At 43.8% G+C, this 14,089-nt stretch carries 16 protein-coding genes; 15 read left to right on the top strand and 1 reads right to left on the bottom strand.

What is annotated here, in order from left to right; genetic code table 11:
- Nucleotides 1–2: 2 nt before the first annotated feature.
- From I592_RS19085 to I592_RS19050, 8 genes are all read left to right on the top strand, one after another.
- A complete protein-coding gene (locus tag I592_RS19085; RefSeq protein ID WP_010778928.1) occupies nucleotides 3–320 on the top strand; it encodes a DsrE family protein in 318 nt (105 codons plus the stop codon).
- A gap of 192 nt (nucleotides 321–512) precedes the next feature.
- Nucleotides 513–2,438, top strand: a complete 1,926-nt coding sequence (locus tag I592_RS19080; protein ID WP_010778929.1) for a BglG family transcription antiterminator — start codon at nucleotides 513–515, stop codon at nucleotides 2,436–2,438.
- A 4-nt stretch (nucleotides 2,439–2,442) separates the two neighbouring features.
- Nucleotides 2,443–2,757 (top strand): PTS lactose/cellobiose transporter subunit IIA, encoded by a 315-nt coding sequence (locus I592_RS19075; RefSeq protein WP_010778930.1) that lies wholly within the window; start codon nucleotides 2,443–2,445, stop codon nucleotides 2,755–2,757.
- 39 nt (nucleotides 2,758–2,796) lie between these two features.
- Nucleotides 2,797–3,135: a PTS sugar transporter subunit IIB gene (locus I592_RS19070; RefSeq protein ID WP_010778931.1), complete on the top strand. Its 339-nt coding sequence runs from the start codon at nucleotides 2,797–2,799 to the stop codon at nucleotides 3,133–3,135.
- Nucleotides 3,136–3,150: 15 nt separating this feature from the next.
- A complete protein-coding gene (locus I592_RS19065) occupies nucleotides 3,151–4,500 on the top strand; it encodes a PTS sugar transporter subunit IIC (RefSeq protein ID WP_010778932.1) in 1,350 nt (449 codons plus the stop codon).
- A 48-nt stretch (nucleotides 4,501–4,548) separates the two neighbouring features.
- Entirely contained in the window at nucleotides 4,549–5,631 is a 1,083-nt protein-coding gene (locus tag I592_RS19060; RefSeq protein ID WP_010778933.1) for a M24 family metallopeptidase, read from the top strand.
- The gene (locus I592_RS19055; RefSeq protein ID WP_010778934.1) at nucleotides 5,615–6,661 is read left to right on the top strand and encodes a M42 family metallopeptidase; all 1,047 of its coding nucleotides are present in this window, start codon (nucleotides 5,615–5,617) and stop codon (nucleotides 6,659–6,661) included. The genes I592_RS19060 and I592_RS19055 overlap by 17 nt, the downstream gene beginning before the upstream one ends.
- On the top strand, nucleotides 6,648–7,832 hold the full coding sequence (locus I592_RS19050) for a MalY/PatB family protein (RefSeq protein WP_010778935.1): 1,185 nt from the start codon (nucleotides 6,648–6,650) through the stop codon (nucleotides 7,830–7,832). Before I592_RS19055 ends, I592_RS19050 begins: the two co-directional genes overlap by 14 nt.
- 28 nt (nucleotides 7,833–7,860) lie before the next feature.
- Here I592_RS19050 and I592_RS19045 read toward each other — a convergent pair whose 3' ends face one another.
- Nucleotides 7,861–8,040 (bottom strand): hypothetical protein, encoded by a 180-nt coding sequence (locus I592_RS19045; protein WP_010778936.1) that lies wholly within the window; start codon nucleotides 8,038–8,040, stop codon nucleotides 7,861–7,863.
- Between the two features lie 348 nt (nucleotides 8,041–8,388).
- On the opposite strand from I592_RS19045, the gene I592_RS19035 reads away from it, so the two are divergent.
- From I592_RS19035 to I592_RS19005, 7 genes are all read left to right on the top strand, one after another.
- The gene (locus I592_RS19035; protein ID WP_010778937.1) at nucleotides 8,389–8,577 is read left to right on the top strand and encodes a CsbD family protein; all 189 of its coding nucleotides are present in this window, start codon (nucleotides 8,389–8,391) and stop codon (nucleotides 8,575–8,577) included.
- A 131-nt stretch (nucleotides 8,578–8,708) separates the two neighbouring features.
- Nucleotides 8,709–9,308: a short chain dehydrogenase gene (locus I592_RS19030; protein WP_010778938.1), complete on the top strand. Its 600-nt coding sequence runs from the start codon at nucleotides 8,709–8,711 to the stop codon at nucleotides 9,306–9,308.
- 188 nt (nucleotides 9,309–9,496) lie between these two features.
- Nucleotides 9,497–10,411 (top strand): AraC family transcriptional regulator, encoded by a 915-nt coding sequence (locus I592_RS19025; protein WP_010778939.1) that lies wholly within the window; start codon nucleotides 9,497–9,499, stop codon nucleotides 10,409–10,411.
- Nucleotides 10,404–11,351, top strand: a complete 948-nt coding sequence (locus tag I592_RS19020) for a glycosyltransferase family 2 protein (protein ID WP_010778940.1) — start codon at nucleotides 10,404–10,406, stop codon at nucleotides 11,349–11,351. Before I592_RS19025 ends, I592_RS19020 begins: the two co-directional genes overlap by 8 nt.
- A complete protein-coding gene (locus I592_RS19015; protein ID WP_010778941.1) occupies nucleotides 11,344–12,138 on the top strand; it encodes a Cof-type HAD-IIB family hydrolase in 795 nt (264 codons plus the stop codon). The genes I592_RS19020 and I592_RS19015 overlap by 8 nt, the downstream gene beginning before the upstream one ends.
- 258 nt (nucleotides 12,139–12,396) lie before the next feature.
- On the top strand, nucleotides 12,397–13,218 hold the full coding sequence (locus I592_RS19010; protein WP_010778942.1) for a PRD domain-containing protein: 822 nt from the start codon (nucleotides 12,397–12,399) through the stop codon (nucleotides 13,216–13,218).
- Nucleotides 13,219–13,322: 104 nt separating this feature from the next.
- Complete coding sequence (locus I592_RS19005; protein WP_010778943.1) at nucleotides 13,323–14,087, top strand: carbohydrate deacetylase; 765 nt, start codon at nucleotides 13,323–13,325, stop codon at nucleotides 14,085–14,087.
- Nucleotides 14,088–14,089 lie beyond the last annotated feature (2 nt).

The following is a 14,089-nucleotide window of genomic DNA, read 5'->3' as shown; positions in this document are numbered from 1 at the left end:
TGATGAAAGTTGTTTTTCATGTGGATGAGTTAGGAATGATCCGAGAGGCTCGGCACAATATCGAGTATGTGCTGTTGACGGAGCCGGAGGCAGAAATCGTGTTGTTAATGAATGGTGAAGCGATCCAAGGGTATCTATTGCCGCGGGTGATCAAGTTTATGAAGGAGTATCCTCACGTGACCTATCAAGCGTGTCACCGTTCCATGCGGAATTTCCATGTGCGTTCGAAGCAAATGCATGATCAAGTGGACATTGTTGAATCCGGGGTGATCGCTCTAGTCGGGCTGCAGGAAAACGGATATTCGTATATCAAATGTTAAAAAAGAAGTCCTTCAGTTTGAAGGGCTTTTTTTTGATGATTTTCTAAAAAAACATCGGTCATTTTTGACGAGTGTGCTTTAATAAGAAAGACACAGAGCATTCAGACTTTTTTTGCATAATTAATTAGAAAAAGTTGCCATTTTAAGTAAAGGGCTTACATTGTATAGTTTATTTGTAAGCGGGAGGTCGTTATGAGACAAGAAAAAATTGTTGAATACTTATATGCGAAGAAGCACGCGATTGCGCCTAAGGCATTAGCGGCTGAATTTCAAATATCCGAACGCACACTTGCAAACGATATCAAATGGTTGAAGGATATCGGAGCTGCGGAGGGCTTTACGATCGAACGGATTCGATCGGCGGGTTATCAATTGAACATTCTTGATTCGGGAAGGTTTCGCAGCTACTTGTCCCAGTCAAAGCAGCAGGAGCGGGTGGATAATTCCAGTCCGCAGGAGCGAATCAAAAACATCGAATTGCTGCTATTGTTCAATGAAGATTACATTACGATGCAGCAGATCGCGGAGTGGCTGGACATCAGCTTATCGACGGTAAAGGCCGATATCAAGCAGGTGGAACAGTTCTGTGAGCAGTACGAGCTGTCCCTTTTCAGCAAGGCCCATTATGGCTTGAAGATTCTTGGGACAGAGACGAGAAAACGGCGGGCGATTCTTTATTTGATCCGAAACACGATCCACACGCCGGTGTTGACGGAAAAGTACAAAGAGTTCAACTTTGTGTTCGATGAGACAGACTTGCGCCAGTTTTTACAGGAGCAGCTTCAGCGCAACCAATTGAAGATCAGCGACATCGTCTTTGAAAATATCGTTCAGCATATTCGGTTACTCAGCTTTCGGATCATGCAAAACAATACATTGAGTCATGAGGAGATCGAGGAGCCGGCGATCGTAGATGGGTATGATCGGCTGACGGAGGAATTAGTCAGCTATTTAGAAACAACGTATCACTTGGCATTTTCTAAGGAAGAAAAAAGATACCTTGAAGAACAGTTGAGGGGCAAGTTTGCGGTATTGGACGATGTGGTCAGCAATCAGTCTCTACGGTCATCGATCGAAAAGGCACTGGATTTTGTCGATCGGCAGTACCATACACAGTTTCGCAACGATCAGGAGTTAGCCAACGCGCTGCTGATGCACGTGGCACCGTTATTGCAACGGCTTTACACCGGCCACCAATTGGAAAATCCTCTAATTGAAGACATTTATACGCAATATGCCAACGTGTTCAACGTGGCGATGGTTTTTATCAATGAATTGAACAAGGATCTGGATGCGGACATCAGCAAGGATGAGATCGGCTACGTCGCGATTTATTTTGCGGCGAGTTTGGAAAAGCAATCCAATCAAGTGATTGAGGATTACCAAAAGATCGCGGTGATCTGTTCGACTGGTGGCGGGGCGGCGTATCTGCTAAAAGTCAATTTGGAACGATTGTTCAGCAATGCGGAGGTCTCGACCTTTGCGCTAAACGAGAGGGATCAAATTGATTCAAGCTTTGATCTCGTGATTTCGACAGTTCCGCTGAATCAGGCGGTCTTTGAGATCCCGATCATTTACACGAAGACGATCCTTAGTCATGCAGAGATCACAAAAATCGAGAAGGATCTGAACCTTCTGCGAGAATCGCAAAACAAGCTCTTCGACGTCCACCACGTCATTCTCAGTCTATTTGATCCTGAATGGTTTCAAATCCAGGAAGGCGGCAACGCGTATTTACAGCTTCTTGAAAATGAAGGCGCTCGCTTAGAGGAAGCGGGCTGGGTCGAAGCTGGGTTCAAGGAAAGTGTCCTGCGGCGGGAGAAAATGATCGACACGATCTATCAGCATGGGGTCGCTGGACCGCATCCGATGGAGCAGGCGGCGATCAAGGAAGTCATTGATGTGGTTTTACTGAAAAAACCGTTAACCTACCGAGACAAGCAGGTCCGAATCATTTTCCTGATTACTATTAAAAAGGACCATTTAAATCTTCACAAAGAAATCAGCCGCTTGATGATCAAAATGATGGACGATCCGTCATTAGAACTGCAATTGGCAAAAATAACGAATTTTCAAGACTTTGTGTCTTATATGAAAAGCTTAATGAAAGAAGGATAACCCAATGAACGAACAAGAAATGGATATTTTTAAGATTATTTCTGCGGCAGGCGACTCTCGTGGGTCCGCGTTTGAAGCACTGCGCTTGGCTCGCAAAGGCAAATTTGACGAGGCGGATGCCAAGATGAAGGAAGCCAAAGAAAAAAGCATTGATGCACATGACGTACAGACGAAATTGATCACTAGTGAGATCAATGGCGACAAAACGGAGACCAGTCTGTTAATGGTCCATGCGCAGGATCACTTGATGACCAGTATTCTGGCGCGTGATCTGATTGAAGAAATGATCGGTATGTTACGGGAACAAAGTGAAGCATAGGCTTTACATGAAGATAAAAACGTTTAGGAGGAAAACAATATGAAGACATTATTAGTTTGTGCAGGAGGCTTTTCAACGACCATGATGATGGAATCGATGAAAAAAGTCGTCAAAGAATCAAAAAGCCTAGAGGAAAGTGATTACCCAATGGAAGCCATCGGGGTGGATAAATTGGAACGCTACATCAATGATTACGATGTGATTTTGGTTGGGCCGCAGTTGAGCCACAAATATGACTTCATCAAAGGCGAAGCAGAAAAAGTGGATAAGCCGACGGTGCTGTTGACTTCAGACATCTACGGGTCAATGGATGGCGCGACGGTCATGAAGCAGGCGTTGGTGGCGTACCGTAAAAACCAAGCAATGAAGACGCAATAGATAGGAGGAAAGAAAATGGAAAATCCAAAGAAACAGGGTACCTTTGAAAAGGTTGAAGGGTTCATACGGAAAACATTGGTGCCGATCGCTAATAAAGTGGATAGCAATCCCTATTTGACAGCGATCAAAAAAGGGATGGTCGTGATGACCCCGGTGCTGTTGTTAGGGTCGATCGCAGCTATTTTTCCATCGATCCCTGAGTTTATCAAGACACAGGCGGTCGCGAATTGGTTTGAGAATTATGGGTATATTTTTGGAATCATCTCTAAAGTTTCCTTAGGCTTGGTCGGCTTGTATGCCGTGTTGGCCATTTCGTATTTCTTGAGTGAACATTATAAGCTGTACACGGTGGGTTCCATGATGCTTTCTGCAATCGCCTTTCTGATCGTCGCCATGGATGTCGATGACAACGGCAATATCGTCGCTGCGTATCTCGATTCAAAAGGCTTGTTCACCGCTATTTTTGTCGCTATTATTTCGGTAAAATTGTATCAATTCTTCACGAAGCATAAATTGGTGATCAAGATGCCTGAAGGGGTGCCGGATTTTGTTTCCAGTTCCTTTGAATTGATCACCCCAACCGCAGCCATCGGGGTCTTGTTCATCGTGATCCGTGCCATCACAGACAGCTTGTCAGGCGGGGTTCTATTGCCGCAGGTCATCATGGATGTACTGGCACCAGCGATCGGCAGCCTAGATTCATTGTGGATCATCTATATCGTCTTGGTTCTACGTCTTGTGTTCTGGTTCTTCGGTATCCATTCTGCTGTATTGTCACCCATCCTATCACCGATCGCCGTACAATATCTGTCTGAAAACATCGCGGCTCACGAAGCGGGACAGCCTTTGCAGCACGTGATTACAAATGGAACGTTGTCGGCATTTGCGAACTTTTCTGGCTCAGGAGTCACGATCGGATTAGTCCTAGCGATGCTGATCAGCAAGTCCTTACGCTACAAAAAAGTCGGTGCGGTGGCGCTGTTGCCGTCGCTATTCGGAATCAACGAACCGGTCCTCTTTGGTGTACCGATCATCTTGAATCCAGTGTTAATGATCCCCTTCATCTTCGGTGGCGCACTGGTGGGAATGTTCCCGATGATCTGCATGAAATTAGGATTACTAAACTATCCGCTTTTTGACCCGCCGTATGTTCCTGTCTTTATGGAAGGCTTTTTAACAGGCTTTGACTGGCGCGCCATCGTGATCCAGGTGATCCAAGTAGCCATGTCCTTTGGCTTGTACCTGTCATTCTTTAAAGTCTTGGAAAAACAAGAATTGGAACGCGAAGCTTTATTAGAAGCGGAAAAATCAAGCTCTGTCATTTCAGATGACGACGAACAATATTTGACCGATATTGATTTCTAGCCAAAAAGGACAGTTGCGACTGTCCTTTTTATTTTAGGAGATGAAAAAATGAACATGGACGCATTACGAAAACGATTAACAGAACAAAAGCTGGACGGTCTCTTGGTAACGGACAAAATCAATCGCCGCTACTTGTGCGGCTTCACCGGATCGAATGGCCTACTCGTGGTCACAGAAAAAGAGGCGCGGTTGTTTGTGGACGGGCGCTATACCAAACAAGCGCAACAACAAACAACCAATGTAGAAATCTGTGAGATTCCTGTTGGGGGCGATCTCTTTTCCCTGTTGCGGCGATCTGTCACTGGCTTAACGTTGGGGTTTGAAGCGGGCACGATCTCCTATGATACCTTTACAGGCTTCCAGTCATTGATGGCAGAAGTCGGAGGGACACTCATTGCTACGAGACAGCTAGTCGAAGGCCTACGGATGATCAAGTCCGAATCGGAGATCCGCGCATTACGAAAAGCGGCTGCCCTCGCGGATCAGACACTGGAACGCATTTTGCCTATGATTCGCGTCGGCATGACAGAACTAGAGCTGGCGAATGAGATCGACTACCATAGTAAAAAGCTCGGGAGTGACGGTCCTGCGTTTGAAACGATCGTCGCATCGGGGGAGCGGACCGCGTTGCCTCATGCCCATGCCAGTCAGAAAAAAATCGCGGCGAATGAATTGCTCATGATCGACTTTGGTACGATCTATCAAGGCTATTACTCAGATATCACGCGGACGTTTGCTTTTGGCGAAGTGAAAAAAGAAATCGAAGACACCTACCAAAAAGTTTTAGCAGCGCAAAAACACGCGATCAAAGCCGTCGCGTTTGGAAAAACCTTGGGAGAGCTTGACCAGACCGCGCGGCAGGCACTTGAACAAGACGAGCTGGCCGACTATTTCAGTCATAATCTCGGGCACGGCATCGGTCTTTCTTGTCACGAATATCCAGCACTGGCACCAAAGGAAACCGTCACGATCGAAAAAAATATGACCTTCACGATCGAGCCGGGCGTTTATTTGCCGAATGCTGAGTTTGGTATTCGGATCGAAGACGATATCGTAGTGAATGACGCGGGTCACGGAGAACGCTTGACACATTTTAGCAAGGAGTGGATGACAATTGACTGCAACCGATAGCTTATTAATGGCTCTATCCAATTTAGATGCGTTGCCGGGACAAGAGACGCAGGTGCAGCAGGCGCTGCAAGAAATCATTGATGAACCGGCGACAAAGGACGCCTTTGGGAATCTTTATTTCGGAGAGGTAAAAACAAAAAAGAAAACAATCGCCTTATATGCCCATATGGATGAGGTGGGATTTTTCGTGCATCGCATCAGCGACGACGGGTTTGTCTCTTTTTACCCGATCGGGGGCTGGTGGGGACATGTGATTTTAGGGCAGCAAGTACGGGCGACTTGTCGTAAAAACGGTGCTGTATTAGAAGGAATCGTGGGAACATTGCCCAAAACAAGCCATAAAATGGCAGAAGTCGTACCGATCAGCGAGATGTACATTGATTTTGGTGCCCATTCAAAAGCGGAATTAGAAGAAGCCGGCTTGCAGGTGGGTGACATGATCTTGCCGAATACGACAGCCAAGAAAAGCTTTAACCAAAAGAAAATCATCGGCAAGGCACTGGATGATCGCGTGGCCTGTGCGGTGATGGCGCAAGTCAAAAACCAAGTGGAGACGAAGAATATCGAGGTGATCGGTGTCGGTACAGTCCAAGAAGAAGCAGGAACACGCGGGTCAAAAGTCGCGGCCGCTCACGTGGATGCAGACATCAATATAGTCATCGATGTTGCGAATGGCAAAGATACACCCAAAGCGGCGGAGGTTCCGAACCGCATCCAAGGGAAGGGTCCGGGACTCGTTCTGGCGGATAAAACAGCACTAGGCAACATAAAATTGATCGATTACTGCAAAGAAGTGGCGGAAGAGAATCATCTTCCTTGGCAATACGATTTACTTGGCGGCGGTGGAACAGATGCCGGTTCGGTACAGCTTTTTGCAGGGAAACCAACGGTGGTTTTCTGTGTGCCGGTTCGTTATTGCCATTCATGGCAGTCGATCGTAGAGATCGCTGATGTGGAAGCGACCATTGATTTATTGTCGGCAGTGATCCGATCCTTCGATGAAGGAGGAATCGACCTTGAGCAATTTTAACGAGCAGCGTTCGCGCTACGGCACCTATTCTACCCAATGGGATTACGTGCAGGACCGTTTTGGGGAAAAAGACCTGCTGCCGTTTTCTATTTCAGACACCGATTTTATGATTCCCGACGGCACGATCGCCGTTTTGGATGAAGCCGTGACAAAGGGATTTTTCGGCTACACGCGCTGGAATCATCTGGACTATAAAGAAAGCATCGGTCATTGGTTTAAGCAGGAATTTGATTGTTCTATCGATCCAGAATGGTGTGTCTATTCACCAAGTGTGATCTACAGCTTGTCCGTCTGTCTGCAATTACTCAGCCAAAAAGGGGAGAAAGTCATGACCTTCACCCCTTGCTACGATGCCTTTTTCAACTGTATCGGCGGCAATCAGCGAGAACTCCTCGCCTTCTCGCTGACCAATCAGAACGAAGAGTTTACGATCGACTTTGCAGCATTGGCACACGCCTTTGAGACGGAAAAACCGGCGATCTTCCTCCTATGCAATCCCCACAATCCAACTGGGCGGGTGTTTACAGAAGACGAATTGAGTCGTTTGATTGCACTATGCAACCAGTACGAAGTGGCAATCATCAGTGATGAGATCCACATGGATGTCCGCCGACCAGGAAAACAACATTTGCCCATCTTACTGTTTGCCGATCAAATCGAGGTTCCCGTGGTTCTGCTGTCATCCGCGTCTAAAACCTTTAATTCTCCAGGATTGGGCGGCTCCTACGGCATCTTTTCAGATGAAGGATTGCGGGAACAATTCTTAAGTGTATTAAAAGGACGCGACGGCTTGTCTTCGATCCCGTATCCAGCGCTGTTAGCCACGATGGATTGCTACAGAAATCAGAAAAAATGGGTGGAGGAATTGAATCAGACAGTGGATGAAAACTTCGCCGAACTGAAAAAGATTTTGGATGGCGATCCGCGTCTTCGCTTTACGATTCCAGAAGCCACCTATCTAGGGTGGATCAATATTGAAAACGTACCCTATTCAATGGAGGAGCTGCAAAGGGTTTTAGTGAAGCAAGAGAAGGTCGCCATCATGAAAGGCGAGACCTATGGACCAGAAGGAGCCACCTATCTGCGCTTCAACCTCGGTGCTCCAAAAGAAAAAATCATCGACGGGGCAGAACGGTTGATGCGTGGGATTCGGTATTTGGATGAACAATAAAAAACAGAGAAGTAGCCAACGTTTTTGGCTACTTCTCTGCTTTTTCGTTCCATTTTTTAGGGCTCCAGATATTGCCTTCCAGAGCGATCTGCAAACTTTCATTGTCGTCTTCTAATTGTTCGATATATTTCACCGCTTCGTCAACGACGAATTGGTACTTTTCCTCTGAAATAGCCCCTAATTGTTCCTGTAACCATGTATTTCGCATTTACTTCACCTCAGAAGCAGTGTAGCATAGAATCAAGAAGAGATTGGTGCGCGGTGCTTGGGAGGAAATGTACAATGGAGATGAATGAAAGCGTTCTTTTAGTTGTGAAAGCAGAGTTAGTTGCGGCAAAAAATTAATTGAGAAGGCTGGAGCAATTGACGCTTTCCAGTGAACTGAAAACGGAGCGGATCAAGGCGTTGCAGCGGGAGATCGAACAGGCGGAAGCTGTATTGACAACGCAAGCAGATTCTTAGCCATCTTATTTTCCTGGTGGTAGAATAAATTTAGAGATAGAGTCAAATGTATTTTTCTCTAAGAAAAATAGAAGAATCATTAGGAGGGTTTATTATGGCAAACAACGATGAGCTAAAAGGTAAAGTGAACGAAGCTAAAGGAAAAGTAACCGATGATGAATCAACTGAACTAAAAGGGAAAATCCAACAAGGCTTCGGTAAAGCGAAAGACAAAGCAAAAGAAACAGCAGATGATGTTGCTGGTAAAATCAACAAAAAGATCGACAAGAACAAAGAAGATTAAGTCTTAGACCTGCGATGGCGGGTCTTTTTTTCATGTCAATTTATGCTGAAAGCTTTTTTTGATTGTTCTATAATAGAAGAAGCAAATCATACGATCAAAAATTTTTTATGGGAGAGAAGGAGTGGACAATCATGCGGATCTTGATAGTCGGAGGAAATGGAACGATCGGTCAGGCGGTCGTTGAGAAATTAAAAGAAAAACACGAACTGATCCTGGCGGGGAGAACGAGCGGGGATGTACATGTAGATTTGACTTCGGTGGAAAGTATCGAAGGTCTGTTTAAAAAAGTCGGTCATGTTGATGCGATCGTCAATGCCTCAGGAGCGGCGACCTTTCGTGGGGTAGAGGAGATGACGCCGGAGGACAATATGGTGGCGGTGCAAAGCAAATTACTGGGACAAATCAATCTGGTGTTGATTGGACAGAAGTATTTGCGCAACGACGGCAGCATTACCTTGACGACTGGGATCATGAAGGACGACCCCATTCCTGGCGGTGCCTCTGCGGCCATGGCAAATGGTGGTGTGATGGCCTTCGTAAAATCAGCAGCCATTGATTTTACCCACGGCAAAAGAATCAATTGTGTCAGCCCCAATGTGTTAGTGGAGTCCTACGACGACTACCAAGACTCCTTTAAAGGCTTTGTTCCAGTGCCAGCAGAGCGGGTCGCAATGGCGTATGTAAAAAGCGTCGAAGGCAAACAAACCGGACAAGAATACCAAGTCTATTAAGGACGATCACTTTCGCAGGCGCGGGAGTGATTTTTTTGTTAATAAACGTGCGCGGTCCTGTTTTTAAATAGAATAAGAGCCTATCAATTTGTAAACGAATGTTTGATTATAAAAAAATAGTTTCAAAATGACGCTGAAAACGCTATAATAAGTTAATATACTATAAAAATAGTTTCGGATGTGATGCGATGTTTGCGAAAGAGCTTTACTTAGATAGAAATCTGAAAGAACTGATGGTGTTTCCAGACGATGCGTTTCCTTTTGGTGTCTGGCAGGATGATTTTAATGATTCGGTTGGTCAGATATTGAATTACCATTGGCATGAGACGATCGAGATGAATGTGCTACTGGAGGGAACATTGGATTATCGATTGAACGATCAGCAATTTGTTTTAAATGAAGGAGACAGCGTCGTGGTTTTTTCGAATAGCTTGCATGGGGCGGCTTTGCAGGAAAAAAATCGCTCCGCCAAAATGCTGACGATCGTTTTTTCTACGGATCTATTGACCGGCGGTGGTGCGGGAACGATCTACCAAAAATATTTTCAATCATTAAGGGACGAAGGCTTTCTTGGAAGACTGTTCGAGAAGCGAACGGCGATAGGCGCAGAGATGTTTCAGCGATTGGTAGAACTGGCGTCGATCGAAGAAGGAACGGGCTATGAGCTGCGTGTCCTTTCTAAGCTTAGTTCGATCTGGGAAACAGTATTTCTTCATTTATTCCAACAGCAGAAAAAAACGTTGATGAAACGACCAGAAAAACACGAAAAAGAAATCAAAGCAGTGATGTATTACATCCAAAAAAATTATATGAAGCACGTGACGATCCAGACCATTTGTGAAGCGACAGGCATCAGCCGCTCCGAATGCTTTCGCATCTTTGCTCGCTTCACTCAAAAAAAGCCGATGGAATACATCAATGACTACCGAATGTCCATGGCCGCGGCGCTATTGGTGAATACAAATTGGCCCATCGAGCAAGTGGCAAAGGCGTGCGGCTTCAAAAATGCCAGCTATTTCGGAAAGCTGTTTAAAGCACGATTTAATCAAACGCCGAAGTATTATCGAAAAAATCAACGAAAAGAGGACGAAGTAAGTGGATAAAATTGCCGTACTGATCCCCTGCTATAATGAAGAGCAGACGATTCAAGCAGTGATTGACGACTTCAAAGCAGAGCTGCCGGAGGGGACCATTTATGTTTACGATAATAATTCCACCGACAATACCTATGCCATCGCTAAAGCAGCAGGGGTGAAGGTAAAAAAAGAAAGTCGGCAAGGAAAGGGAAATGTCGTACGGACAATGTTTCGTGAAATCGACGCACTATGCTATTTATTAGTGGACGGCGATGATACCTATCCCGCAAAAGATGCCCGCAAGATGTGCCGCGAAGTGCTTGAAAACGGTGCGGACATGGTGACGGGGGATCGCCTCTCTTCAACGTATTTCTCCGAAAACAAGCGTCCCTTTCATAATTCTGGAAATGTCATGGTGCGCCGTCTGATCAATTCTTTCTTCAACGGAAACATCAAAGATATTTTGACCGGGTATCGCGCCTTGAGTCCGCTATTTGCGAAAAGCATGCCCGTTTTGAGCAAGGGTTTTGAGATAGAAACGGAAATGAATATCCACGCGCTGGATAAAAATTTTGTGATCAAAACTGTTGAAGTCGATTACCGTGATCGTCCAACAGGCAGTGAATCAAAATTAAATACAGTCTCAGACGGAGTACGGGTGATCAAAACGATAGTTCAGTTATTTAAAGATTATCGTCCACTTCTGTTTTTTAGTGCATTGGCGGCTCTTTTGGCTGTAGGTGCTATTGGATTGGGCACACCTGTTTTTATCGACTATTTCCGTACAGGGTTCGTTGAGCAAATGCCGACATTGATCACAGCAGGATTTTTAATGCTGGCGGCATTGCTCAACTTGTCCTGCGGATTTATTTTAGATACAGAAAACAAAAAAGCGCGGCAAAATTTTGAATTGCAGTTAAATGTGCTGCATCAATTATTGACGAAAAAGGAGGAAACAAATGATTAAAGCAGTAGCAGTAGACATGGATGGAACCTTTCTGAACAGTTTAAACGACTATGATCGTCCTAGATTTGAGGAACTCTATTCGAAGATGCGGGAAAATGGTGTTCGTTTCATCGTCGCCAGCGGGAATCAATATTACCAGTTACGTTCCTTTTTCAGCGGCGATCGAGGAATCACCTATGTCTCCGAGAACGGGGCACTGGTTTTTAATGATGACGGCTTGCAGCAGGAGCATCATTTTTCTAAAGAGCTGACCAAAAAAATCATGGATTCACTCATTCAGAGCGAACATGAGTTGGAATTTGTTGCCTGTGGGATCGCCTCTTCCTATATGCTAAAAAGTGCCAGTGAAGACTTCAAAAAATTTGCGCGCATCTATAGCTATCGTTTGGAAGAAGTGGCGGATTTCGACACTCTACCAGACGATCCCATCGTAAAATTTGCGTTAGACGTGGAAGTAGAGAAAACATACGCGATCGCGGCCCATCTGAATGAAACCTTCGCAGGAGAAATCACCGCGGTCACCAGTGGACACGGCAGCATCGATATCATCATTCCGGGAGTCACAAAAGGCCGTGCGATCAAGCAATTGCTGGACGAATGGGGCATTGAACCCAATGAATTGGCGGCCTTTGGCGATGCCAACAATGATTTGGAAATGCTCGCATTAACAGAACACAGTTACGCCATGAAAGAATGCAGCCCCGAAGTGTTCACAACGGCAAAAAACCAAGCACCTTCTCATAATGATTCAGGTGTGATGCAGGTGTTGGAAAAATTAGTTAGATAATCATGAAAGAAAATTAAAAGATAAATCGACTGTTAAGTGTTATTGGAATTTATAGAATGTTTCATTTAGAATAATGTTGATCTAAAATTAATATTTAAATCTTATTGACAGCGCTTTTTTTATTTGCTATATTGAGCGTGTAAACAGATAGGGTGTAACTATTAAATTAGGCACGACCTAGGAAAGACAATTTCCTTAGGTCGTTTTTTGTTGTTTTATAAAAGCTTTAGTATTTTATAGAGAGGACCGGTACAGCAAATGAAGGTGGTCAAAAAAATCAATCATAATGTAATTTTAATTGATGACGATGGGACAGAAAAAATCGCTATGGGTAAGGGAATAGGATTTTCTGCTAGCCTCAAACAGGATTTTGATCCAACTCGAGCTGATAAATTTTTCACTTTAGACTCAAAAGAGAAAACGAAAATGTTCAGTGAAATGGCTGCTCAAATCCCAATAGAATTTATTGAGTTTTCTGAAGAAATTATTCAGTTCATTTCAAAAAGAATCGCTTCACCGCTAGACTCGAATATTTATATCGCATTAACCGATCATATTTACTTTGCTATTCAGCGTCAAAAAGAAGATAGCCAAGTAACTGCAATCATGTTACCTGAAATGAAATTACTCTATCCTGAGGAATATACCACAGCCAATGAAGTCGTTAGCTTGATTAATCAGCGCTATAATACAGAGTTAGGCGCTAACGAGGTTGGATTTATCACGATGCATATTATCAATGCTGAACTGGGAGAGCGAAATAGTCTAAATAGTCTAAAGATCTTAGAAATGACAAAAACAATCTTAGAGGATTTAGAGAAAATCTATGGATATCAATTTGATAAGGAATCATTGGCTTACCATCGAATGATGATTCATATTAAATTTTTGGTTAAGCGTTTGATTTATCAGGAGGAATCTCCGACAGAAAATATTGGTTTTTTTATTAATACTTTTAAAGAAAGTGAACCATATCGAACAGCATTTGCAATAAAACAAATGATTGAAAAAAAGTTCAATCTGGCTGTTCAAGAAAATGAGGTCATATACTTGGCGATTCATTTGGCTAGAATTCAATAATAGGGCGTTACTATTTAATAGGCGCAACCTTTTGAATTACAGAGAAATTTTCTGTACTCATAGGTTGCGCCTATTTTTAGTATAAGAAAGAAAGGAAGAAAAAAATGGGAAAAGTAATATTCAATTCAGATGATTTCGGCTATAGCTACGGTGTAAATTACGGGATCATGGATGCTTATCAACGAGGTATTTTGACATCAACAACATTAATGGCGAATATGCCAGGGTTCGAACACGCAGTGAAACTAAAAAAAGATTTACCAAATCTTGGAGTTGGCGTCCATCTAACATTGACTTGCGGAAAGCCATTGTTGAAAAATGTTGAGAGTCTGATGGATGGAGATAAGTTTAAGAACCTATCATTTTATACACAACCTTTTAAGGTGGATGGAGACCAGCTCTATCAAGAATGGAATGAACAAATCCAAAAGGTTTATCGTGCTGGAATTTTTCCAACTCATTTAGATAGCCATCACCATACACATACGTTCGGAATGAATCAGGAAATTATCATCGCATTGGCTAAAAAATATGATCTTCCCGTTCGGGGTAATTTTGAGAAAAAAAATGAAGTGCGCCATGTGGATTATTTTGAACCTCATTTTGATGATGTTGGTGAAGCAGTTATTGAGAAACGTCAGATTGATTGCTCAGTAGAGGAGTATTTGGAACGATTACTTTCTATTTTACGTGCACACAAAACAATTGAAGTTATGTGTCACACTGCCTATCTTGATCAAGCACTATTGAATGGATCGAGCTTTGTTTATCCAAGGGCAAATCAAGTAGAATTTTTGATACACTCAGAGTTTGCACAATTGGTCAAAGAAGATTTTTCAATTGAATTAATAACCTATAAGGATATTTAAAA

Source organism: Enterococcus gilvus ATCC BAA-350 (assembly GCF_000407545.1).
In the GTDB taxonomy this organism is placed as follows: domain Bacteria; phylum Bacillota; class Bacilli; order Lactobacillales; family Enterococcaceae; genus Enterococcus_A; species Enterococcus_A gilvus.
The sequence above is the reverse complement of the archived record's forward strand: the minus strand, read 5'-3'. Positions and strand labels throughout refer to the sequence as shown.

Coding starts and splice junctions, on each gene's coding strand:
- I592_RS19085 (WP_010778928.1), top strand. CDS start 3: ATGAAAGTTGTTTTTCATGTGGATGAGTTAGGAATGATCCGAGAGGCT.
- I592_RS19080 (WP_010778929.1), top strand. CDS start 513: ATGAGACAAGAAAAAATTGTTGAATACTTATATGCGAAGAAGCACGCG.
- I592_RS19075 (WP_010778930.1), top strand. CDS start 2,443: ATGAACGAACAAGAAATGGATATTTTTAAGATTATTTCTGCGGCAGGC.
- I592_RS19070 (WP_010778931.1), top strand. CDS start 2,797: ATGAAGACATTATTAGTTTGTGCAGGAGGCTTTTCAACGACCATGATG.
- I592_RS19065 (WP_010778932.1), top strand. CDS start 3,151: ATGGAAAATCCAAAGAAACAGGGTACCTTTGAAAAGGTTGAAGGGTTC.
- I592_RS19060 (WP_010778933.1), top strand. CDS start 4,549: ATGAACATGGACGCATTACGAAAACGATTAACAGAACAAAAGCTGGAC.
- I592_RS19045 (WP_010778936.1), bottom strand. CDS start 8,040: ATGCGAAATACATGGTTACAGGAACAATTAGGGGCTATTTCAGAGGAA.
- I592_RS19035 (WP_010778937.1), top strand. CDS start 8,389: ATGGCAAACAACGATGAGCTAAAAGGTAAAGTGAACGAAGCTAAAGGA.
- I592_RS19030 (WP_010778938.1), top strand. CDS start 8,709: ATGCGGATCTTGATAGTCGGAGGAAATGGAACGATCGGTCAGGCGGTC.
- I592_RS19025 (WP_010778939.1), top strand. CDS start 9,497: ATGTTTGCGAAAGAGCTTTACTTAGATAGAAATCTGAAAGAACTGATG.
- I592_RS19015 (WP_010778941.1), top strand. CDS start 11,344: ATGATTAAAGCAGTAGCAGTAGACATGGATGGAACCTTTCTGAACAGT.
- I592_RS19010 (WP_010778942.1), top strand. CDS start 12,397: ATGAAGGTGGTCAAAAAAATCAATCATAATGTAATTTTAATTGATGAC.
- I592_RS19005 (WP_010778943.1), top strand. CDS start 13,323: ATGGGAAAAGTAATATTCAATTCAGATGATTTCGGCTATAGCTACGGT.